The following is a 20,312-nucleotide window of genomic DNA, read 5'->3' as shown; positions in this document are numbered from 1 at the left end:
CCGTCCCCACAGGGATCAGGCTTTTCGCGTACTCAGTACTTCAATCAATTTTACGCCGAAGCGCGTATCGTCGTCTTCCAGAACCGTTATTTCACCGCGCGCAATACGGCGGCCATTCACCATGATCTCGACCGGCTCGCCGATCTTGCGATCAAGCGCGATGGTTGCGCCCTCTTCGAGGCTCATCAGCCCCGAAACGAGCATTCTGCTGGTGCCGAGAACGATCTGGACATCGATCGGGATGTCCATGATCATTTCCATGTTTTCGGACAAGCCGCTGCCGAGCGGCGCCTTCACGCCCGCAACCTGCGGGGCGGCGGCAAAATCGTCCATCGCAAAGTCGGCCGCTCCGCCACCAAAGGCGGAAAGGTCGGTTTCGGTCGAAACCTCGTCCGTGCTTCCGAAATCGCCGAAGTCGCCAAAATCGGAGAGCGAGCCTTCCGCATCCGTCTTGAGGACGCCACGCAGATCGCCGATAGCCTGGTCGAGGTCGCCGCCGTCTTCAAACGACGGCAACGCCGCATCATCGGTCACAGGTGTTTTCTTCGTAGCCATGCGCTGATTATTCCCTTTGAAACTTGCGTCAGCCTGCCCAGAACCCGAAAGGCCGGGCAGGATTTAACCCATCAAATGTCGTAAGATCTCGTCGTCCGTGCTGACATTGTTCTTCACCCGAACCATGTAGCGGTCGCCGGACTTGCCGAATTCGCAATTATAGAGCTTGGAACCGTTGGCGCTGACCTCGACGCCGATATCGTCCTGCTTCAGAGCCTGGAACGGAATGACATCACCGGCCACCAGCTTGGAAATTGTCCTGAGCGTCAGCGTTTCGAGCTTGATGCGCGCCTCGAGCGTGACCTGCGATCGCTTCACCTGCTCGGAAATCATCTCCATCCATTCCTCCTGCTTCTTCAGCGCCTGGGCCGAAGCCTTGGGAGCGACGATGGAGGTTCTGAGCAGGGGACGCTGCGGCACGATGAGGGTAAATTCCGACGAGACCTTGCCGATATCGATCTTCATGCGGAGGGTCACGCCGTAAAGACCGGCGATCATTTCCTCGAAGGCGCTCTTGCCGTTGGAATTGAAGGGCGGCTCGATGGCCGCCTCAAAACCGCCGGGCGCGTTGACACCGGAGCGCAGGACACCGGCGATGCGGCCAAGAACCATGGCCGCAAGGTCGAGCTCGATATGGGACAGGCTGCGCTCGTCCGGTTCGCCGATCATGTCCGGCGACGCGCCCAGCATGCGCTCCATGAGCGCGATGACGAAGCCGTTGCCGACAGTCATCATGAAATTGGGGCACCAGTTGCGCAGGGAACAATCGGCAACCGCGACATTGCTCCCAACATTGGCGATGAGATCGGTCATCAGGCCCGATTCGGAGCTGACATATTCCACATCGATCGCGATGCCGGTCTCGCTGTGGAAGATGTCCGGCAGGAATTCGCTGTAGAGATGGCCGATATCGGAACCGATCTTGGCGATCGTCTTGCGGTCAGACAGCCCTCCCGTCAATTTTGCGAGAAGGGCGGTGTCGATGGCGGGTGCTTGTTGCGCTGCAGCTTTTGCCATCGTCATGCCGCCTTGTTTTCGCCGCCGGGGTTCATCATCTCCTGTTCGACGGCGTCAATGGACGGCCGCTCGTAGTTGGAGATGGTCTTGCGGCCGTATTCGAGCGCGACCTGCGGCACCGAGCCGTTCATGTAAGCGATCAGCGTCTGCTTGACGATGATGTAGAGGCGGTGCTGCTTGGTGCGGACGATCTTGACCTGCGAAGCGAGCGGGTTGCAGATCGAATAGGACAGGATGATGCCGAGCATGGTGCCGACGAGTGCGGCGCCGATCAGGCCGCCGAGCACTTCAGGCGATTCGTTGATCTTGCCCATGGCCTTGATGACGCCGAGAACCGCCGCGACGATACCGATGGCGGGGAAGGAATCGCCCATGGTGGTGATCGCGTGATAGGGCTTCAGCTTGTCATGCAAGATGGTTTCGATTTCTTCATCCATCAGCGCCTCGATTTCGTGGCTGCGGGCATTGCCGATGATGATGAGACGGACATAGTCACAGATGAACGAGGTCAGTTCCTTGTTCTTCAGGACCGACGGCGCGCTCTGGAAGATCGAGGATTCCTCGGGATTGTCGATATGGGCCTCGATCTCGTTGCGCGATTTCGTGCGCAGATCGCGCATCAGCGAATAAAGCACGCCGAGCACGTCGAGATAGTTTCGCTCCTTCGGGACCGAATGCTTGAAGGCCTCGCCGAGCGCCTTGCCCGAATCCTTCACGACCTTCATGGGGTTTGCCATGATGAAGCCGCCGAGGCCGGCGCCGCCAATGATCATCAATTCGAACGGCTGAACCAGCACGTCCAGATGACCGCCCATCGCCATATAGCCGCCGATGATGCAGCCGAAGGTGATTATAAGTCCAATTACAATATTCATTGATCGACCACGCCCGAACAGTGTTCCATGCCGCCATGTCTAGAAAATGTGGCTTGCGTGAACCTGTCCGCAAAGCCTCCCCATGCTCCCGCCTCCAGCCAGTTTCGCACAAGCAAGCCACGGCAATATGCCGGCAAAGGCGGACGTGCGCCTTGAGATCGGGATCAAACGAGAGCGGCGGTTCAGTGACTTCCACCTATACCAGCTACAGACTGATCAGTCAGGATATCGGCAAATCGCTTGAGCGGGTGTCGAAGCAGCCCGACGTGGCGCGCGAGACCGAATATTACCGTGCAAAGATCGGCGATGTGAAATCCATCGACGACTTCATGGCCGATACGCGCCTTTATAATTACGCCCTGAAAGCCCACGGGCTCGAGGATATGGCCTATGCGAAGGCCTTCATCCGCAAGGTGCTGACGGAAGGCGCCTCGGACAAGAACGCCTTCGCCAACAAGCTTTCCGACAACCGGTATGCAGAGCTTGCAAAGTCCCTGGATTTCGCAGGCCTGGGTGCGGCAGCGACCTCCACCGAGGCAGCCAAATCAGGTGTCGTCAGTAAATACACGCGCCAGACGCTGGAACAGGAAGCGGGCGACGACAATAACGGCGTCCGGCTTGCCCTTTATTTCGAGCGCAAGGCGCCGACAATAAAATCCGGCCTCGATTTCCTCGCCAACGACGCGCTTGCGCAGGTATTCCGCACAACGTTCAACCTGCCCGACGCATTTGCGGCGGCCGATGTCGACAAGCAGGCCGCGCTCATCGAAAAAAGCATCGATATCAAGGATCTGCAGGATCCTGAAAAGGTCGGCAAGCTGCTCGAGCGTTTCACCATCATGTGGGAAATGCAAAATCCCTCTACGACCTATGACCCCTTGGCCGTTTTCGGCTCCTCCAGCGGCTACGGCATTTCCCCCGACCTGCTGATCTCCATCAACTCCCTGAAACTCGGAGGCAAATGATATGCAATCCGGACTATACGTCGCCCTGTCCTCGCAGATCGCGCTGGAGCGCCGTCTTACCACCATTTCCGACAATATGGCGAATGTGAACACGGTCGGCTTCCGCGGCTCCGAAGTGAAATTCGATGAGATGGTCGCCAAGAACCACAATGACATGAACGCCAGGGTGGCTTTCGTTTCCCAGGGCAACGACTATCTCTCCACTCGTCAGGGTGCATTCGAGCAGACCGGCAATTCCTTCGATTTCGCCATCAAGGGCGATGCCTGGTTCTCGCTGGATACGCCTGATGGTCAGATCCTGACCCGCGACGGCCGTTTCACCATGCGTCCGGACGGCGCGCTCATCTCCTCGAGCGGTTATCCCGTTCTCGATGCCGGCGGCGGCCCGATCCAGCTCAATCCGAATGGCGGTCCTATCACCGTCGGTCTCGACGGAGCTATCCGCCAGAACGAGAACATCGTCGCCACGCTCGGCATCTACCAGGCGGATTTTTCGCAAGGCTTCCTGCGTCATCCCAATAGCGGCGTGAAGCCGGTGGCGCAGCCGGTTCCGGTCGTCAACAATCATGAAGTCGGCGTCGTTCAGGGTTACCTCGAGCAGTCGAATGTCAACGGCATTTCCCAGATGACGCAGCTCATCCAGGTCAACCGCGCCTTTGAAAGCATCTCCTCGCTGATGCGGGACACCGAATCGACCTTCGGCGAGGGCATCAAGACGCTTGGCGGCGCGCGTTGAGGAACTGAGTGATGACAATGCCGGAATCCATGCTCTCGGCTGGGGCCATTTCACCGAAGCTCGCGCAGCTGGCGAGCCTTGCCGGGCATTATGCCGATCCGGAGTTCTCGGTGGCGCATGGCGGTCATGTCCGCACCATCGCCGCCGGGCACTATACGGTTTCCGGCCTGTCGCGGCATGTGCGGCTTGGGGAATTTGTCGCCCATCGCAGTGCGACCGGCATTCATCTCGGCGAAGTCGTGCGCGTGGAACCGGACATCTGCTATGTCTGCCCCATCGAACCCGGCGAGCCGATCGGCATTCACGACACCGTCATCCGCAAGGGCGCCTTCCGCGTCTCGCCCGACGACAGCTGGTGCGGACGCACCATCAATGCGCTCGGCGAGCCGATCGACGGCCAGGGGCCGCTTGCCGCCGGCATTGAGCAACGTTCGATTTCCAACAATGCGCCACCCTCGATGACGCGCAAAAGGGTGGAGACGCCCTTCAAGACGGGTGTCCGGGCAATCGATATCTTTTCGCCGCTTTGCCTCGGCCAGCGCCTCGGCATTTTCGCGGGTTCCGGCGTCGGTAAATCCACGCTGCTGTCCATGCTCGCCAAGGCAGACGCCTTCGACAAGGTGGTGATTGCGCTTGTCGGCGAACGTGGCCGCGAAGTGCGCGAATTCATCGAAGACACGATGGGCGAGAATATGAGCAAGTCCATCGCCGTCGTCGCGACGAGCGATGAAAGCCCGATGCTGCGCAAGATGGCGCCGCTTTCCGCCGTTACCATCGCCGAGCATTTCCGCGATCAGGGCGACAATGTCCTTCTCATCATCGACAGCGTGACGCGATTTGCCCATGCGATCCGCGAAGTGGCGGTCGCTTCGGGCGAGCCGCCGGTGGCGCGCGGCTATCCCGCCTCGGTCTTTACCGAACTGCCGCGACTGCTGGAACGGGCGGGACCGGGCGCGGAAGGCACCGGCACCATCACCGCCATCGTCTCCATTCTGGTGGATGGCGACAATCATAACGATCCGATTGCCGATTCGACCCGCGGTATTCTCGACGGCCATATCGTGCTGGACCGCAGCCTTGCGGAAGAAGGCCGTTATCCGCCGATCAATCCCCTCGCCTCGATCTCCCGTCTCGCCAAGAAGGCTTGGACGCCGGATCAGGAAAAGCTGGTGTCACGCCTCAAGGCGCTGGTGCACCGCTTCGAGGAAACGCGGGATCTTCGCCTTATCGGCGGTTATCGGCCCGGCACCGACCCCGATCTCGACATGGCGGTGAAGCAGGTCCCGATCATCTATGAAACGCTGAAACAGCTGCCGAGCGAACCGGCAGCGCAAGACGCCTATGCCGACCTGGCGACCGCGCTGCGCGGGGGAGCACAGAATGGCCAGCCCCAGGTAAACCCGAGAGTGAGAGGCTGACCCGTGAACAAGCGGAATGACAATAGCCATGATGAAGACGTGCTGCCCAAGCCTGTTTTCTTTACGCCTGACCGTATTCTCGCATGGACGGGCATCGGACTTGCCGCTGCAGCAGCCTTTTTCCCATGGTACGTGTTCTTCAACGAAGACAAATTCGGCATGAAAGTGGCGGGCGGCGACCGCACCCGCGATCTGCCCCATACCGGCCCGCGGGAAGTCTTCAGCGTTTCGCCGATGGCCATGACCAACCGCAACAAGGAAGACACCCCGCCGCCGGCGGAGCTGCCCGACATGCTGACGACGGCAACCGTCAACGCGGGCGGCAAGGAAAAACAGAACAATCTGGCAGCCGGGATCGAGGACCAGCCCTTCCCCGGCCAGACATCCTTCCGTCTGCTGCATGTTTCCAATGGCCGCGCCCTGATCGAGGACGGTTCGGGCATGTACATGGTGCGAGTCGGTTCGACCCTGCCGGACAATGCATTGCTGACAAAGATCGAGCAGCGCAACGGCGAGTGGCTGATAGAGACCTCCTCCGGCAAGACCTACCACCCCGAAAAATAACGGTTTTTCTCTCAACGGAAGGGCGCGCCGCATCTGCCGGCGCGCCTTTTTTGTTTTGTGCATGCCGCCTGCGCACGCCCCTTTCTCCGTCGTTATGCAGCGCCATCCCTCCCCGCAAGTCTGACGCAAGATTAGCCCCGTAGGTTCGGGCCATACGAGATGGAGAAGTCTATGCAACCGATTCAACTGTTCGAACTGGCATCCCGCCAAGCGGAATGGCTGAGCGTGCGGCAGGAAGTCGTGGCGACCAACATCGCCAACGCCAACACACCCAAGTTCCACGCCAAGGATGTCAACCCCTTCGAAGCGGTCATGCAGGCCACCAGCCAGCAGGTCGGTATGGCGAAGACTCATCCCGCCCATTTCGGGGCGAGCGAGCTCAGCGAAAATATCGCGGTGCGCGACAACCCGATCAATAACGAGATCGGCATGCAGGAGTCCGGCAATTCGGTCGCGCTTGCTGAAGAAATGACCAAGACCGGCGAGATCAAGCGGCAGTACGACCTGAACGCCAATCTCGTCAAATCCTTCCATCGCATGATGCTGATGACGGTAAAGAGGTAATCCATGGATCCCTTGAGTGCGGCGAGCAAAATCGCCGGCAGCGGTCTCGAAGTGCAGTCCACACGCCTGCGCATTGTTTCGGAAAACATTGCCAACGCCAGATCCACCGGCGACACCCCCGGCGCCGACCCCTATCGCCGCAAGACCGTCACCTTCGGCTCCGAGCTCGACCGTGTCAGCGGTGTGGAGCGCGTGACGGTGAAGAAGCTCGGCGTGGACCGTGGTGATTTCGTCAACGAATACGATCCCGGCAATCCGGCCGCCGATAGCAACGGCATGGTGAAGATGCCGAACGTCAATATCCTGATCGAAATGGCTGACATGCGCGAAGCCAACCGCAGCTACGACGCCAATCTTCAGGTCATCCGCCAGACACGCGACCTCGTCGCCTCCACAATCGACCTTCTGAAGGCATCGCAATGATCGACGGTATCAAGCAAGTCAGTTCCCTCTCGCTTACCCGCGGCGCAAGCGGCGTCTCCTCGCTGACGGAAAGCCTTTTCGGCGATCAGCAGCAGACGACGCCCGCGCAGCAGACGGGCGCAAGCTTCGCCAGCGTTCTCGGCAACGTCTCGATTGATGCGATGAACAATCTGAAGAAGGCGGAAGTCGCTTCCTTCGAAGGCATTCAGGGCAAGGCGAATACGCGTGAAGTGGTCGATGCCATGCTTTCGGCCGAACAGTCACTGCAAACCGCCATCGCGCTCCGAGACAAGATCGTGTCGGCCTATCTCGACATTACCAAGATGCAGATCTAGCCCAGCAGGAATATTGACATGAGAGCTCTTGCCATCGCTGCCACCGGTATGGACGCCCAGCAGACCAATCTGGAAGTCATTGCCAACAACATCGCCAACATCAACACCACCGGCTACAAGCGCGCGCGTGCGGAGTTCACCGATCTTCTCTACCAGACCGAGCGCATGCAGGGCGTGCCGAACCGCGCCAATCAGGCGATCGTGCCCGAAGGCGCCAATATCGGCCTCGGCGTACAGACCTCGGCGGTGCGTAACATCCACACCCAGGGTAACCTGATCGAGACCGGCAACAAGCTGGACGTTGCGATCATCGGTCAGGGCTGGTTCCAGATCGAAGCAGCTGACGGTTCGACGCTCTACAGCCGCGCCGGCGCCTTCAACAAGAATGCCGATGGCAATCTGGTGACGGTCGATGGCTACAACGTCATTCCCAACATCAATATCCCGACCGACGCGCAGGACATCACCGTTACCCGCACGGGTCAGGTGACGGCCCGTATCGGCAACGCCGCCGACTTCACCGAGCTTGGCCAGCTGACCATTGCCAACTTCGCCAACGAAGCTGGCCTGAAGCCGCTCGGCGACAACCTCTTTGCCCAGACGCCGGCATCCGGCGACGCTGTCATCGGCGTGCCTGACGATCCGAGCTACGGCTACATCAAGCAATCCTACCTCGAAGGCTCGAACGTCGATGCCGTCAAGGAAATCACCGACCTGATCACGGCGCAGCGCGCTTATGAGATGAATTCCAAGGTCATCACCACCGCTGACGAAATGGCTTCGATTGTCAGCAAGAACCTGAAGTAAGAACGGAAAGGCAGGCGAACATGAGGTTTGTCCGGAACAATAGCAGCTGCAGAACGGCGCTCGTCCGTATGTGCCTGGCGTCTGCCTTTTCACTGGGGGCTCTGGCTCCCGCGCTTGCTCAGGCGCCAATGGCGCTGGTTCCGACGCGCACCATCTATCCGGGCGAGACGATCACGCCTGAACAGGTGAAGCCGGTGGAAGTGACCAATCCCAATATTTCCTCGGGTTATGCGAGCGACATCAGCGAAGTGGAAGGCATGATCTCCAAGCAGACCCTGCTTCCCGGCCGCACGATCCCCGTTGCCGCCTTGCGCGAACCGTCGCTCGTCACGCGCGGCACCAGCGTCAAACTCGTCTTCACAATCGGCAACATGACGCTGATGGCTTCGGGAACGCCAATGACCGACGGCTCGCTCGGCGAAGTCGTGCGGGTACGCAACATCGATTCCGGCGTGATGGTCAGCGGCACGGTCATGAAGGACGGAACCATTCAGGTGATGGCGAAATGAGAGTGATTCGTATCCTGGCCGCGGCCATCCTGTTTTCGGCCCAGCCTTTCCTCTCCCTCCCCGCAGCCCATGCGGATACATCCCGCATCAAGGATATCGCATCGCTGCAGGCGGGGCGCGACAACCAGCTGATCGGTTATGGTCTCGTGGTCGGCCTGCAGGGCACGGGCGACAGCCTGCGCTCCTCGCCGTTTACCGAGCAATCCATGCGCGCAATGCTGCAGAACCTCGGCATCACCACACAGGGCGGTCAGTCCAACGCCAAGAACATCGCCGCTGTCATGGTGACGGCCAACCTCCCGCCCTTCGCCAGCCCCGGCAGCCGTGTCGACGTGACGGTCAGCTCGCTGGGCGATGCCACCTCACTTCGTGGCGGTACACTGATCATGACCTCGCTTTCCGGCGCGGACGGACAGATTTACGCGGTCGCCCAGGGAGCGCTGATCGTCAACGGCTTTTCCGCCCAGGGTGACGCTGCAACGCTGACGCAGGGCGTCACGACTTCGGCACGCGTGCCGAACGGCGCGATCATCGAGCGCGAGCTGCCGTCCAAATTCAAGGATTCGGTCAATCTGGTCCTTCAGCTGCGCAATCCCGATTTTTCGACCGCCGTGCGTGTCGCCGATGTCGTCAACGCCTTTGCCCGCGCCCGTTACGGCGATCCGATCGCCGAGCCGCGCGATTCGCAGGAAATCGCGGTGCAGAAGCCCCGCGTGGCTGATCTCACCCGGCTGATGGCGGAAATCGAAAACCTGACGGTGGAGACGGATACGCCGGCCAAGGTCGTGATCAACGAACGCACCGGCACGATCGTCATCGGTGCTGATGTGCGCATTTCCCGTGTCGCCGTCAGCTACGGAACGCTGACCGTGCAGGTGACGGAATCGCCGCAGGTCATCCAGCCCGCACCCTTCTCGCGCGGTCAGACGGCCGTGCAGCCGCAGACGGATATCATGGCAATGCAGGAAGGCAGCAAGGTCGCCATCGTCGAAGGTCCTGACCTTCGCACGCTGGTTGCCGGTCTCAACAGCATCGGGCTCAAGGCGGATGGCATCATCGCCATTCTGCAAGGCATCAAATCCGCCGGCGCCCTTCAGGCGGAGCTTGTGCTGCAATGATGGACAATCAGAAGAAAAACGCTTTCCCGAATGGCCTTGTCCGCTTCGCGGCTGTCGCCTCGCTGCTTTTCCTGCTTCCCGCTGCTGGCGCCGAGAGCCAGCAGAACGTGGTGTCGGAACTCAGCACGCAGGATGAAATCCAGAAATTCTGCACCAACATCGCCGATGCCGCCCGCGACCAGCGTTATCTCATGCAGAAGCAGGAGCTGGAAAAGCTGCAGTCCGACGTCAATGAGCGCATTGCCGTGCTGGAAGACCGCAAGGCGGAATATGAGGACTGGCTGGCGCGCCGCGAGCATTTCCTCAATCAGGCGAAAAGCAATCTCGTCGACATCTACAAGACGATGAAGGCCGATGCCGCCGCACCGCAGCTTGAGAAGATGCATGTGGAGATTGCGGCCGCCATCATCATGCAGCTGCCGCCGCGCCAATCGGGTCTCATTCTCAGTGAGATGGATGCGCAGAAAGCCGCCACTGTCGCCGGCATCATGTCGCAGGCAACCGATAAAAACACTTCGAAGGATCCTTCATGAGCACGCGTCGTCTTCCGGCCCTCCTCCTGCCGCTCGCTCTGCTTGCCGGCTGCCAGAACAACCAGACCCTGAAGGAAATCGGCAACGCCCCTGCGATGAGCCCGATCGGCAGCGGCCTGCAATTCAGCCAGACGCCGCAGATGGGCATGTATCCCAAGCAGCCGAAGCACATGGCCAGCGGCTATTCGCTGTGGAGCGACAGCCAGGGGGCGCTGTTCAAGGATCTGCGCGCGCTCAACATCGGCGACATCCTGACCGTCAACATCCAGATCAACGACAAGGCCGATTTCGACAACGAGACCGAGCGCAACCGTACAAATGCCAGCGGCCTGAACTGGAAGGCCAAGGCCGAAATCTTCGGCTGGACCCCGGAAGCGGACTCGAGCATCAAATACGGCTCCGACACCGACACCCAGGCGAAGGGCAAGACCAAGCGTTCGGAAAAGCTGACGCTGCTGGTGGCCGCCGTGGTGACCGGCATTCTGGAAAACGGCAATCTCATCATCAGCGGCTCGCAGGAAGTGCGCGTGAACCACGAAATCCGCATCCTCAACGTCGGCGGTATCGTCCGTCCGCAGGATGTCGATGCACAGAACATCATCTCCTACGAGCGCATCGCCGAAGCACGCATCTCCTATGGCGGTCGCGGACGTCTGACGGAAGTGCAGCAGCCCCCGGTCGGGCAGCAGGTCGTCGACCTGTTCTCGCCGCTCTGACGCCGGTACACGGGAACGGACTGACCCATGGAAAACGAACAGGTAGAGGGCAAGAAAAAATCCTCCCCTCTGGTCATGACCATCGCAGGCGTTGCGATCCTCACCCTGCTCGGTGCGGGGGGCGGCTGGCTCGTGGGTGGCATGATCGCGCCGAAGATCGCCGGTGCGGAGGCGCATGCGCCGGCTGCTGCCGGCGGACACGGTGAGAAAAAGGAAGAGGGTGTCGAGAAAATCTCGGCCGAGGCGAACGGCATCGTCCAGCTCGATCCCATCACCACCAACCTCGCTTATCCCTCGACGAACTGGGTGCGACTGGAAGTGGCGCTGATGTTCAAGGGGCCGGTCGAGGTGGGTCTGGCGGAAGATATCCACCAGGACATCATGGCCTATATCCGCACCGTTTCCCTTCAGCAGCTGGAAGGGCCGCGCGGCTTTCAATATCTTAAGGATGACATTCAGGAACGAGTTGACCTGCGCTCTCAAGGGCGCGTATCCAAGGTCATGTTCCGGACCTTTGTCATCGAATGATTCGATTTCTTGTAACCATCGCCGTCCTCCTTGCTTTGCCGGGCCTTGCCAATGCCCAGCAATTTCCGTCCGATCTGTTCAACACGCAGATAGACGGCTCTGTTGCGGCATGGATCATCCGCACCTTCGGTCTTCTGACGGTTCTCTCCGTCGCACCGGGCATCCTGATCATGGTCACGAGCTTTCCGCGCTTCGTGATCGCCTTCTCGATCCTGCGGTCCGGCATGGGGCTTGCCTCGACACCTTCCAACATGATCCTGCTGTCGATGGCGATGTTCATGACCTTCTATGTCATGTCGCCCACCTTCGACAAAGCCTGGACCGACGGCGTGCAGCCGCTGCTGCAGAACCAGATCAACGAGCAGCAGGCGGTAGAGCGCATCGCCGAACCCTTCCGCACCTTCATGAACGCCAATACGCGTGACAAGGATCTGAAACTGTTCGTCGACATTGCCCGCGAGCGCGGACAGGAAGTCATGACCAACAACGTCGTCGACTATCGAGTGCTCGTTCCGGCCTTCATGCTGTCGGAAATCCGGCGCGGTTTCGAGATCGGTTTCCTCATCATCCTGCCGTTTCTGGTCATCGATCTCATCGTCGCCACCATCACCATGGCCATGGGCATGATGATGCTGCCGCCCACCTCCATTTCCCTGCCGTTCAAGATCCTGTTCTTCGTGCTGATCGACGGCTGGAACCTGCTCGTCGGCAGTCTCGTCAGATCGTTCAACTGACGGGCATTCGTGCCGGATTGACACCCGTTAACCCTGTTTTTTAACCCCGCGCGCCCAAGGCCGCGGGGTTTGCGCGTTTTAACGCTTTGATTACCAGTTTTTCTGGCGACTTGGTAACTATCTTTCTAAATAGAAAAATTACCATTTAAATAAATCGAAAACTAACCATAAGTATCTTCCAATATTTCTTAGCGCTCAAATTAATAATTGTGCAATTTTTCGCTGCGAATTTCTTTTCACACGCAGCGGGTTTGGTTTCTGAAACTAAGTATTTCTGAACCGAGTGGCATGAAGCCGAAACGTTGCGACCGGTAATACCAAACCCGGTATGTCCCCACTCCAGTATCTCGTAAAAACAAGGGACACATTTATTATGGCAAGCATTCTCACCAACACCAACGCAATGGCCGCTCTCTCGACCCTGCGTTCCATCGCTTCCGACCTTTCGAGCACGCAGGACCGCATTTCTTCCGGCCTGAAGGTTGGCTCGGCTTCGGACAACGCTGCCTACTGGTCGATCGCGACCACCATGCGTTCCGACAACAAGGCTCTCGGCGCCGTCTCCGACGCGCTGGGCATGGGCGCCGCCAAGGTTGACACCGCGTCTGCCGGTATGGACGCCGCCATCAAGGTCGTCACCGACATCAAGGCAAAGGTCGTTGCCGCCAAGGAACAGGGCGTTGACAAGGCCAAGGTTCAGGAAGAAGTCACGCAGCTGCTCGACCAGCTGAAGTCGATCGGCACGAGCGCGTCTTTCAACGGTGAAAACTGGCTCGTTTCCAGCGCCAACGCCACCAAGACGGTTGTTTCCGGCTTCGTTCGTGACGCCAGCGGCAACGTCAGCGTCAAGACGACGGACTACGCTCTCGACGCCGCCTCCATGCTTTACACGGAAGCTACGCCCGGCACGATCGACGCAAACTCCGGTATCCTGAACGCTACCGGTGCGACGACGACTGTCGGCGCCAAGACCTACACCCAGATCTCCGTTCTCGACATGAACGTCACCACCGACGATCTCGACAACGCCCTCTACTCCGTTGAAACCGCTCTGACGAAGATGACCAGCGCCGGCGCCAAGCTCGGTTCGCTGTCTGCCCGTATCGACCTGCAGACCGACTTCGCCGACAAGCTGTCCGACACCATCGAAAAGGGCGTTGGCCGTCTCGTTGACGCCGACATGAACGAAGAGTCCACCAAGCTGAAGGCTCTCCAGACGCAGCAGCAGCTGGCAATCCAGGCTCTGTCGATCGCCAACAGCGACTCGCAGAACATCCTGTCGCTCTTCCGTTAAGAGCTGAGCTTCTCATAGCCCTTCGGGGCTGGGGGACAGATTTCTTCCCACAGGCAATCGGGGGCTGACCGAGCGCAGACTGGGATAGAAGGCATAAAGGTCCGAAAGGCTGAATCGGACTGAATGCATCAATGAGGCCGCATCCGGAAACGGGTGCGGCCTTATCTTTTTTTTAAACTTTTGGCGATACGCGCGCGTGCGCGCGAGGGTTGTATTTTTTAATTTTGACGACGCCGAATTTCTTTCTCCGCTTATCAATTCATTAACCAAACCCGCGTTACCTAATGCTCATCGAAACGGCGAGCTAACGTTAAAAATCAGCCAGTTAGCAGGCATGATGCTGTGCGCCGTTCCCGGTGAAACCGGAATGTCCCTTCTTTAATCAGCCATTCAAGGGGCACACTACTATGACGAGCATTATCACGAATGTCGCAGCAATGTCTGCGCTCCAGACCCTGCGCTCTATCGGCCAGAACATGGAATCCACTCAGGCACGCGTTTCCTCCGGCCTTCGCGTTGGCGAAGCTGCTGACAACGCTGCTTACTGGTCGATCGCAACCACGATGCGCTCCGACAACATGGCTCTCTCCTCCGTTTCCGACGCTCTCGGCCTCGGCGCCGCCAAGGTAGACACCGCTTCTGCCGGCATGGAATCGGCAATCGAAGTCGTCAAGGAAATCAAGGCAAAGCTGGTCACGGCAACTGAAGAAGGCGTCGACCGCACCAAGGTTCAGGAAGAAATCGGCCAGCTCCAGAAGCAGCTCGCGTCGATCGCACAGGGCGCTTCCTTCTACGGTGAAAACTGGCTCGTCGGCGTTTCGACGCTCGGTGCGACGACCCCCGGCACAGACCCGGACAAGTCGGTCGTTGCCGGCTTCGTTCGCTCCACCGGTGGCGCCGTTAACGTCACGACCACGAAATACGCTCTCGACAACACCGCAACCGGCAACACCCTGTTCGGCTCGGTCGACTCCGCTACGGGCGTTCCCGACACGACAGGCATTCTCGGCACGACCGGCACGTTCACGACCGTCGCTGCCCAGTCCGTCTACACGCTTGATATCACCCAGTATGCAGCCGCTGACCGCGCCACGAACATGGCCGAAGCCCTGACGCTGGTTGAAAACTCCCTGAAGGCCATGACCAGCGCTGCCGCAAAGCTCGGCTCGCTCTCCATGCGTATCGGCCTGCAGGAAGATTTCGCTTCCAAGCTGTCCGACTCCGTCGAAAAGGGTATCGGCCGCCTCGTGGACGCCGACATGAACGAAGAGTCCACCCGCCTCAAGGCCCTGCAGACCCAGCAGCAGCTCGGCGTTCAGGCTCTCTCGATCGCCAACAGCAACTCCGAAAGCATCCTGTCGCTCTTCCGTTAATCGGAAGCTTCAGCCGAAAAAATCAACCGCGCCGAAAGGCGCGGTTTTTTTGTTTAGTCGCCTGCGAAACTAAGAGATTTTTTGATTAAGAGTTCGTTAACCAAATCACGGCTAAATCAGCGCATCGAAACGACTCGTTAACCAAGACGAAAAAGAGGTTAACAGGCATCACGCCGCTCAGTCGTTTCCGGCGATCCCGGAATGTCCCTTCCCATTTAGCCAGCTCAGAGGGGCAATTATGACAAGTATTCTGACGAACACCGCCGCCATGTCGGCGCTTCAGACCTTGCGCGCAATCAGCGGCCAGCTCGAAGATACCCAATCCAGAGTGTCTTCGGGCCTGCGGGTCAAGACTGCATCCGACAACGCCGCTTATTGGTCGATCGCGACGACGATGCGCTCCGACAACATGGCCCTTTCCGCGGTTCAGGATGCGCTGGGCCTCGGCGCGGCGAAGATCGATGTCGCCTATTCCGCAATGGAAAGCTCGGTCGAAGTCATCAAGGAAATCAAATCGAAAATCGTTGCCGCCACCGAAGAAGGTGTGGACAAGACCAAGATCCAGGAAGAGATCGACCAGCTGAAAAAGCAGCTTGAATCGATCGCGCAGGGCGCATCCTTCAGCGGCGAGAACTGGCTGCTGGGCACCGGCGCCAAGACTGTCGTTTCCGGCTTTGTTCGCGACGGCGGCGGCACTGTCAGCGTGACGAAAACAGACTATACGCTTGTCGATACCACTGCCGGCACGACGACCGCCAATGTGCTTTTCGGCCTGACCGGCTCGCCCGCGACGCTCGACACCACGAGGGGCATCATCGGACAACCCGGAACAGCCTCCGGCATTTCCGTATGGGACATCGATCTCAAGCTGTTCGCTTCTGCAACGCCGCCGGCCTACACCATCGGTAATCTTCTCACCGATGTCGAAACCGCATTTCAATCCTTGAGCAGCGCTTCCGCCGCTCTCGGCTCGATCAAGATGCGCATCGGCCTTCAGGAAGACTTCGTGTCGAAGCTCACCGACTCCATCGACAGCGGCATCGGCCGCCTTGTGGATGCGGACATGAACGAAGAATCGACCCGCCTCAAGGCGCTGCAGACACAGCAGCAGCTGGGCATCCAGTCGCTCTCCATCGCCAATACCAGTTCCGAAAATATCCTGTCGCTATTCCGTCAGTAAGCGGCGCCCGATGGCTACGGGCGGTTTCGTCCCGCTCTGGCAGCAACAGAATATTCGGATATGGAAACCGCGCTTCGCAAGGGGCGCGGTTTTCCATTTGCCGGCAATTGCGCGGCGCGCGCATACATCACATGCCGCATGCGAGCGGTGCAGGCTGTTACGTAAGTATTTGAAATTGTGGGGAAAATGGTGCTGCTAGAGAGATTTGAACTCTCGGCCTCTCCCTTACCAAGGGAGTGCTCTACCCCTGAGCTATAGCAGCATCCGGCGCCGAAGCGTTTGCTTCAGCATCAAGCGTGGCGGCCTATTGCCATAGGTTTTTGACGAGCGCAAGTCGCAAAACGATATTCTTCATCAAGCGGGGCAAAAAAGCGTGCCCCCTGTTGAAAAATGCATTTTTCAGATATTGCTGAATCTATGAACGAACATCATGACAAACAGGCAAAGGCAGCGGTTTCCGCCGGCGCTTCCGCGGAAGCATCCGCCCCGGTGGCCGACGGCAAGCCGCAGGCGGGGCCTGGCGAAAAGGCGCGGCAGCGCGAGGCGGAGCGCAAGGCCCGGGCGGCCAAGAAGCTTCGTGAAAATCTTTTGAAGCGCAAACAGCAGGTTCGTGCGCGCCGTGCCGGCGAAGAGGACGATACTATTGGCCTGCCTGCCGCAAAAACGGACGAATCATCCTCTTAGAGAATTCATCAGCATAAAATTGAAACGCCGCGGAAATTCGTCTAAGGACGCGCCTTTCCGCAAGGCACTATAAGAAAGGCGGGCACAGGCCCGTAGGGACGCATGGATCGCATCAGAATTACGGGTGGCAACAAGCTAAACGGCATCATTCCCATCTCCGGCGCTAAAAACGCCGCCTTGCCGTTGATGATCGCATCGCTTCTGACCAGCGACACGCTGACGCTCGAAAACGTGCCGCATCTGGCCGACGTGGAGCAGCTCATCCGCATTCTCGGCAATCACGGCGTCGATATTTCCGTGAACGGCCGCCGCGAAAGCCAGGGCGAAGCCTATTCCCGCACCGTGCATTTCACCTGCCGCACCATTGTAGACACAACAGCGCCTTACGAACTGGTGTCCAAGATGCGCGCGAGCTTCTGGGTCATCGGCCCGCTTCTGGCGCGCGAGGGCCGCGCCCGCGTTTCGCTGCCCGGCGGCTGCGCCATCGGCACGCGCCCGGTCGACCTGTTCATCGAGGGCCTTGAAGCACTCGGTGCGACGATGGAGATCGATGGCGGTTACATCAACGCCACCGCCCCCAAGGGCGGCCTGATCGGCGCCGTTTACACCTTCCCGAAAGTTTCCGTCGGCGCGACGCATGTGATGCTGATGGCGGCAAGCCTTGCCCGCGGCACCACCGTTATCCACAACGCCGCCCGCGAGCCGGAAGTGGTCGATCTGGCCCAGTGCCTGACTGCCATGGGCGCGAAGATCGAAGGCGCAGGCACCTCCACCATCACCATTGAAGGCGTCACCTCGCTTTCCGGCGCGCGCCACCGGGTTCTGCCGGATCGTATCGAAACCGGCACCTACGCCATGGCGGTCGCCATGGCCGGTGGTGACGTGGTGCTGGAAGGCACACGCGCATCGCTGCTCGACAACGCGCTCGATACGCTACGGCTCGCAGGCGCTACCATCAGCGATACGGAGACAGGCCTGCGCGTCGTGCGCAACGGCAATGGCATCCAGCCGGTCGATATCGTCACCGAGCCCTTCCCCGGCTTCCCCACCGACCTGCAGGCGCAGTTCATGGCGCTGATGACCCGGTCGCAGGGCGTTTCCCACATCACCGAGACGATCTTCGAAAACCGCTTCATGCATGTGCAGGAACTGGCCCGTCTCGGCGCTAAGATTTCGCTCTCCGGCCAGATGGCCCGCATCGAAGGCGTCTCCCGCCTGAAGGGTGCACCTGTCATGGCGACCGATCTGCGCGCTTCCGTCTCGCTGGTCATTGCCGGCCTGGTGGCGGAAGGTGAGACCATGGTTTCGCGCGTCTATCACCTCGATCGCGGCTTCGAACGCCTCGAAGAAAAGCTCACCCGCTGCGGTGCGCTGGTCGAACGCGTCAGCGATTGATCCTTTCATCGCCGCTCATCCGTTTTCTACCCGTTGCAGAGTGGGCCCGGACTGCCTATTTCCATTGTAAGTCATGGAAATAGCGGTCCGCACCGCAGAAGAAGGAAGAAAACGATGAGCGGCCTGAAATTGCTGGCGCTGGATACTGAAGATCTCTCCGTCATTTCGACGCATATGCAGGACAGCGTCTTCAAGCTGAAGGACGTTGCCTTCGAGCCGAAACACGGGCAATTCACGCTTTCCGCCAACCGTTTCGTCTGGGAAAGCACTGAGAAAAAGAGCCTGCCGCCGGAGCGCTGCCGCAGCGTGGTTTTCCTGAAGCGGGTCTCCGCTGTCCGCTCGCACGGCATCAACCGCGACGACAAGGAACAGGTGCTGTCACTTCTCGCCATCCGCTTCGTCCAGAATGGCGAAGGGCCTGATGGCGCGGTGGAACTGACGCTGTCCGGCGGCGGCGCCATCGCACTCGATGTCGAATGCATCGAGGCGCAGCTGACCGATGTGAGCGGCGCCTGGGAAACCACTACCAAACCGCATCATCCCGACAGCGAATAAACGTTGCAAGCCTTCGCAACGGTTGCCTTTCCTTGCCGTTTCGATTTATGCCACATACCAGAGCCGCAATTTTTCTGTGGCAAGTTCGTACACCTCGCGGGATTTCCCGCGGGGACAATGAAAGGGTAATGGCGTGGCAATCTGGCTGGAGCGGGCATCGGCTGATTTCGAACAGAAATTCGCTGCCTTCCTGACAACCAAGAGAGAAGTTTCCGAAGACGTCAACGCGACCGTTCGCGACATCATCAACGATGTCCGCCATCGCGGCGATGCGGCCCTTGCCCATTATTCCCAGAAATTCGACGGTATCGATTTCTCGAAAGTCCCGATGCGGGTGATGGCGGATGAGATCGATGCGGCCTTTGCCGCCGTCGACAGAAGCGTGATCGAGGCGCTTGAACTTGCTGCCCGGCGTATCGAAAAACATCATGCCCGCCAGATGCCGAAGGACGATATCTACGAGGACGATATCGGCGTGGGCCTCGGCTCGCGCTGGACCGCCATCGAAGCTGTCGGCCTTTACGTGCCCGGCGGCACGGCCAGCTACCCAAGCTCGGTGCTGATGAACGCCGTGCCGGCCAAGGTTGCCGGTGTGGAACGTATCGTCATGGTCGTGCCGGCCAATGGCGGCGCGGTCAATCCGGCGGTGCTGGCTGCAGCGCGTATCGCAGGCGTCGAGGAAATCTATCGTATCGGCGGCGCGCAGGCTGTGGCAGCGCTTGCCTATGGCACGGAAACCATCGCGCCGGTCGCCAAGATCGTCGGCCCCGGCAATGCCTATGTGGCCGCCGCAAAGCGCCAGGTTTTCGGCACTGTCGGCATCGACATGATCGCCGGGCCTTCAGAAGTGCTTGTCATTGCCGACAAGGACAATGATCCGGACTGGCTGGCCGCCGATCTTCTGGCGCAGGCGGAACATGACCGCGGCGCGCAATCGATCCTGATCACCGACAATGCCGAACTCGGCAAGGCCGTTGAAGCGGCCGTCGAGCGGCAGCTGAAGCGCCTGTCGCGTTCCGAAACGGCGGCGGCAAGCTGGGCCGATTTCGGCGCGATCATTCTGGTCGAAAAGCTCGCCGACGCCATTCCGCTCGCCAACCGCATCGCCGCCGAGCATCTGGAACTTGCCGTCGATGATCCGGATGCCCTGATGGCCCACATCCGCAATGCGGGTGCGATCTTCGTCGGACGCCACACGCCGGAGGTGATCGGCGATTATGTCGGCGGCTCTAACCATGTTCTTCCGACGGCGCGCTCGGCGCGCTTCTCCTCCGGCCTTTCAGTGCTGGATTTCGTCAAGCGCACCTCGATCCTGCGGCTTGGGCCCGAGCAGCTGCGCCAGCTTGCGCCGGCAGCGATTACCCTTGCCCGTTCCGAAGGGCTGGACGCACATGCGCGTTCGGTCTCCATTCGCCTCAATCCGGAAAGTTAAGC

23 protein-coding genes, 1 tRNA gene and 1 pseudogene are annotated in these 20,312 nt (G+C 59.5%); 21 read left to right on the top strand and 4 right to left on the bottom strand.

Annotated elements, in window-relative coordinates; translation table 11 throughout:
- Positions 1-15: 15 nt before the first annotated feature.
- From fliN to motA, 3 genes are all read right to left on the bottom strand, one after another.
- Positions 16-555: a flagellar motor switch protein FliN gene (fliN, locus tag AC5I5B_RS13990; RefSeq protein ID WP_003503403.1), complete on the bottom strand. Its 540-nt coding sequence runs from the start codon at positions 553-555 to the stop codon at positions 16-18.
- A 63-nt stretch (positions 556-618) separates the two neighbouring features.
- A complete protein-coding gene (locus AC5I5B_RS13985; protein WP_003503405.1) occupies positions 619-1,578 on the bottom strand; it encodes a FliM/FliN family flagellar motor switch protein in 960 nt (319 codons plus the stop codon).
- The gene (gene motA, locus AC5I5B_RS13980) at positions 1,575-2,447 is read right to left on the bottom strand and encodes a flagellar motor stator protein MotA (protein WP_003503407.1); all 873 of its coding nucleotides are present in this window, start codon (positions 2,445-2,447) and stop codon (positions 1,575-1,577) included. Before motA ends, AC5I5B_RS13985 begins: the two co-directional genes overlap by 4 nt.
- 185 nt (positions 2,448-2,632) lie before the next feature.
- Between motA and AC5I5B_RS13975 the strand changes: the two genes are divergently transcribed.
- From AC5I5B_RS13975 to AC5I5B_RS13895, 17 genes and pseudogenes are all read left to right on the top strand, one after another.
- Positions 2,633-3,412: a DUF1217 domain-containing protein gene (locus AC5I5B_RS13975; protein WP_111833712.1), complete on the top strand. Its 780-nt coding sequence runs from the start codon at positions 2,633-2,635 to the stop codon at positions 3,410-3,412.
- Between the two features lies 1 nt (position 3,413).
- Positions 3,414-4,148, top strand: coding sequence for a flagellar basal-body rod protein FlgF (flgF, locus tag AC5I5B_RS13970; protein ID WP_003503411.1), 735 nt, complete (start codon positions 3,414-3,416; stop codon positions 4,146-4,148).
- Between the two features lie 11 nt (positions 4,149-4,159).
- Positions 4,160-5,566: a flagellar protein export ATPase FliI gene (gene fliI / locus AC5I5B_RS13965; protein ID WP_111833713.1), complete on the top strand. Its 1,407-nt coding sequence runs from the start codon at positions 4,160-4,162 to the stop codon at positions 5,564-5,566.
- Between the two features lie 3 nt (positions 5,567-5,569).
- Entirely contained in the window at positions 5,570-6,130 is a 561-nt protein-coding gene (locus AC5I5B_RS13960; RefSeq protein ID WP_003503413.1) for a hypothetical protein, read from the top strand.
- A 171-nt stretch (positions 6,131-6,301) separates the two neighbouring features.
- The gene (gene flgB / locus AC5I5B_RS13955) at positions 6,302-6,694 is read left to right on the top strand and encodes a flagellar basal body rod protein FlgB (RefSeq protein WP_003503414.1); all 393 of its coding nucleotides are present in this window, start codon (positions 6,302-6,304) and stop codon (positions 6,692-6,694) included.
- Positions 6,695-6,697: 3 nt separating this feature from the next.
- Positions 6,698-7,117, top strand: coding sequence for a flagellar basal body rod protein FlgC (gene flgC, locus AC5I5B_RS13950; protein WP_003503422.1), 420 nt, complete (start codon positions 6,698-6,700; stop codon positions 7,115-7,117).
- The gene (fliE, locus tag AC5I5B_RS13945; RefSeq protein ID WP_003503424.1) at positions 7,114-7,452 is read left to right on the top strand and encodes a flagellar hook-basal body complex protein FliE; all 339 of its coding nucleotides are present in this window, start codon (positions 7,114-7,116) and stop codon (positions 7,450-7,452) included. Before flgC ends, fliE begins: the two co-directional genes overlap by 4 nt.
- Before the next feature lie 18 nt (positions 7,453-7,470).
- Positions 7,471-8,259: a flagellar basal-body rod protein FlgG gene (gene flgG, locus AC5I5B_RS13940; protein ID WP_003503427.1), complete on the top strand. Its 789-nt coding sequence runs from the start codon at positions 7,471-7,473 to the stop codon at positions 8,257-8,259.
- 20 nt (positions 8,260-8,279) lie between these two features.
- Positions 8,280-8,768 carry a flagellar basal body P-ring formation chaperone FlgA gene (gene flgA / locus AC5I5B_RS13935; protein WP_020811270.1) on the top strand — a complete coding sequence of 163 codons (489 nt, stop codon included), beginning with the start codon at positions 8,280-8,282 and terminating at the stop codon, positions 8,766-8,768.
- A gap of 65 nt (positions 8,769-8,833) precedes the next feature.
- Positions 8,834-9,886: pseudogene (locus AC5I5B_RS13930) on the top strand (flagellar basal body P-ring protein FlgI); the annotation flags it as partial.
- The gene (locus AC5I5B_RS13925; protein ID WP_003503433.1) at positions 9,883-10,419 is read left to right on the top strand and encodes a MotE family protein; all 537 of its coding nucleotides are present in this window, start codon (positions 9,883-9,885) and stop codon (positions 10,417-10,419) included. The pseudogene AC5I5B_RS13930 and the gene AC5I5B_RS13925, both read left to right, overlap by 4 nt.
- Positions 10,416-11,135 carry a flagellar basal body L-ring protein FlgH gene (flgH, locus tag AC5I5B_RS13920; protein ID WP_003503434.1) on the top strand — a complete coding sequence of 240 codons (720 nt, stop codon included), beginning with the start codon at positions 10,416-10,418 and terminating at the stop codon, positions 11,133-11,135. Before AC5I5B_RS13925 ends, flgH begins: the two co-directional genes overlap by 4 nt.
- Before the next feature lie 27 nt (positions 11,136-11,162).
- Positions 11,163-11,663 carry a flagellar basal body-associated FliL family protein gene (locus AC5I5B_RS13915; RefSeq protein ID WP_003503435.1) on the top strand — a complete coding sequence of 167 codons (501 nt, stop codon included), beginning with the start codon at positions 11,163-11,165 and terminating at the stop codon, positions 11,661-11,663.
- The gene (gene fliP / locus AC5I5B_RS13910) at positions 11,660-12,397 is read left to right on the top strand and encodes a flagellar type III secretion system pore protein FliP (RefSeq protein ID WP_003493833.1); all 738 of its coding nucleotides are present in this window, start codon (positions 11,660-11,662) and stop codon (positions 12,395-12,397) included. The genes AC5I5B_RS13915 and fliP overlap by 4 nt, the downstream gene beginning before the upstream one ends.
- Before the next feature lie 373 nt (positions 12,398-12,770).
- Positions 12,771-13,691 carry a flagellin N-terminal helical domain-containing protein gene (locus tag AC5I5B_RS13905; RefSeq protein WP_003503439.1) on the top strand — a complete coding sequence of 307 codons (921 nt, stop codon included), beginning with the start codon at positions 12,771-12,773 and terminating at the stop codon, positions 13,689-13,691.
- A 407-nt stretch (positions 13,692-14,098) separates the two neighbouring features.
- A complete protein-coding gene (locus tag AC5I5B_RS13900; RefSeq protein ID WP_003503440.1) occupies positions 14,099-15,064 on the top strand; it encodes a flagellin N-terminal helical domain-containing protein in 966 nt (321 codons plus the stop codon).
- Positions 15,065-15,302: 238 nt separating this feature from the next.
- The gene (locus tag AC5I5B_RS13895; RefSeq protein ID WP_003503441.1) at positions 15,303-16,244 is read left to right on the top strand and encodes a flagellin N-terminal helical domain-containing protein; all 942 of its coding nucleotides are present in this window, start codon (positions 15,303-15,305) and stop codon (positions 16,242-16,244) included.
- A 187-nt stretch (positions 16,245-16,431) separates the two neighbouring features.
- On the opposite strand, the gene AC5I5B_RS13890 is transcribed toward AC5I5B_RS13895, so the two are convergent.
- Positions 16,432-16,506: transfer RNA gene (locus AC5I5B_RS13890), tRNA-Thr, on the bottom strand.
- 155 nt (positions 16,507-16,661) lie between these two features.
- Between AC5I5B_RS13890 and AC5I5B_RS13885 the strand changes: the two genes are divergently transcribed.
- The 4 genes from AC5I5B_RS13885 to hisD all read left to right on the top strand — a co-directional run bounded on the left by AC5I5B_RS13885 (position 16,662) and on the right by hisD (position 20,310).
- Positions 16,662-16,928: a hypothetical protein gene (locus AC5I5B_RS13885; RefSeq protein WP_035212593.1), complete on the top strand. Its 267-nt coding sequence runs from the start codon at positions 16,662-16,664 to the stop codon at positions 16,926-16,928.
- A 102-nt stretch (positions 16,929-17,030) separates the two neighbouring features.
- Positions 17,031-18,323, top strand: coding sequence for a UDP-N-acetylglucosamine 1-carboxyvinyltransferase (gene murA / locus AC5I5B_RS13880; RefSeq protein WP_003503445.1), 1,293 nt, complete (start codon positions 17,031-17,033; stop codon positions 18,321-18,323).
- A gap of 114 nt (positions 18,324-18,437) precedes the next feature.
- Entirely contained in the window at positions 18,438-18,878 is a 441-nt protein-coding gene (locus tag AC5I5B_RS13875; protein WP_003503446.1) for a DUF2948 family protein, read from the top strand.
- Between the two features lie 133 nt (positions 18,879-19,011).
- The gene (gene hisD / locus AC5I5B_RS13870; RefSeq protein ID WP_020811690.1) at positions 19,012-20,310 is read left to right on the top strand and encodes a histidinol dehydrogenase; all 1,299 of its coding nucleotides are present in this window, start codon (positions 19,012-19,014) and stop codon (positions 20,308-20,310) included.
- Positions 20,311-20,312: the final 2 nt, after the last annotated feature.

The organism is Agrobacterium sp. (genome assembly GCF_059499945.1).
This window is presented reverse-complemented; position numbering and strand designations above follow the sequence as displayed.

What these genes read in the sequence shown, in the direction of transcription:
- fliN (WP_003503403.1), bottom strand. Translation starts at nt 555, where the DNA reads ATGGCTACGAAGAAAACACCTGTGACCGATGATGCGGCGTTGCCGTCG.
- AC5I5B_RS13985 (WP_003503405.1), bottom strand. Translation starts at nt 1,578, where the DNA reads ATGACGATGGCAAAAGCTGCAGCGCAACAAGCACCCGCCATCGACACC.
- motA (WP_003503407.1), bottom strand. Translation starts at nt 2,447, where the DNA reads ATGAATATTGTAATTGGACTTATAATCACCTTCGGCTGCATCATCGGC.
- flgF (WP_003503411.1), top strand. Translation starts at nt 3,414, where the DNA reads ATGCAATCCGGACTATACGTCGCCCTGTCCTCGCAGATCGCGCTGGAG.
- fliI (WP_111833713.1), top strand. Translation starts at nt 4,160, where the DNA reads ATGACAATGCCGGAATCCATGCTCTCGGCTGGGGCCATTTCACCGAAG.
- flgB (WP_003503414.1), top strand. Translation starts at nt 6,302, where the DNA reads ATGCAACCGATTCAACTGTTCGAACTGGCATCCCGCCAAGCGGAATGG.
- flgC (WP_003503422.1), top strand. Translation starts at nt 6,698, where the DNA reads ATGGATCCCTTGAGTGCGGCGAGCAAAATCGCCGGCAGCGGTCTCGAA.
- fliE (WP_003503424.1), top strand. Translation starts at nt 7,114, where the DNA reads ATGATCGACGGTATCAAGCAAGTCAGTTCCCTCTCGCTTACCCGCGGC.
- flgG (WP_003503427.1), top strand. Translation starts at nt 7,471, where the DNA reads ATGAGAGCTCTTGCCATCGCTGCCACCGGTATGGACGCCCAGCAGACC.
- flgA (WP_020811270.1), top strand. Translation starts at nt 8,280, where the DNA reads ATGAGGTTTGTCCGGAACAATAGCAGCTGCAGAACGGCGCTCGTCCGT.
- AC5I5B_RS13925 (WP_003503433.1), top strand. Translation starts at nt 9,883, where the DNA reads ATGATGGACAATCAGAAGAAAAACGCTTTCCCGAATGGCCTTGTCCGC.
- flgH (WP_003503434.1), top strand. Translation starts at nt 10,416, where the DNA reads ATGAGCACGCGTCGTCTTCCGGCCCTCCTCCTGCCGCTCGCTCTGCTT.
- AC5I5B_RS13915 (WP_003503435.1), top strand. Translation starts at nt 11,163, where the DNA reads ATGGAAAACGAACAGGTAGAGGGCAAGAAAAAATCCTCCCCTCTGGTC.
- fliP (WP_003493833.1), top strand. Translation starts at nt 11,660, where the DNA reads ATGATTCGATTTCTTGTAACCATCGCCGTCCTCCTTGCTTTGCCGGGC.
- AC5I5B_RS13905 (WP_003503439.1), top strand. Translation starts at nt 12,771, where the DNA reads ATGGCAAGCATTCTCACCAACACCAACGCAATGGCCGCTCTCTCGACC.
- AC5I5B_RS13900 (WP_003503440.1), top strand. Translation starts at nt 14,099, where the DNA reads ATGACGAGCATTATCACGAATGTCGCAGCAATGTCTGCGCTCCAGACC.
- AC5I5B_RS13895 (WP_003503441.1), top strand. Translation starts at nt 15,303, where the DNA reads ATGACAAGTATTCTGACGAACACCGCCGCCATGTCGGCGCTTCAGACC.
- AC5I5B_RS13885 (WP_035212593.1), top strand. Translation starts at nt 16,662, where the DNA reads ATGAACGAACATCATGACAAACAGGCAAAGGCAGCGGTTTCCGCCGGC.
- murA (WP_003503445.1), top strand. Translation starts at nt 17,031, where the DNA reads ATGGATCGCATCAGAATTACGGGTGGCAACAAGCTAAACGGCATCATT.
- AC5I5B_RS13875 (WP_003503446.1), top strand. Translation starts at nt 18,438, where the DNA reads ATGAGCGGCCTGAAATTGCTGGCGCTGGATACTGAAGATCTCTCCGTC.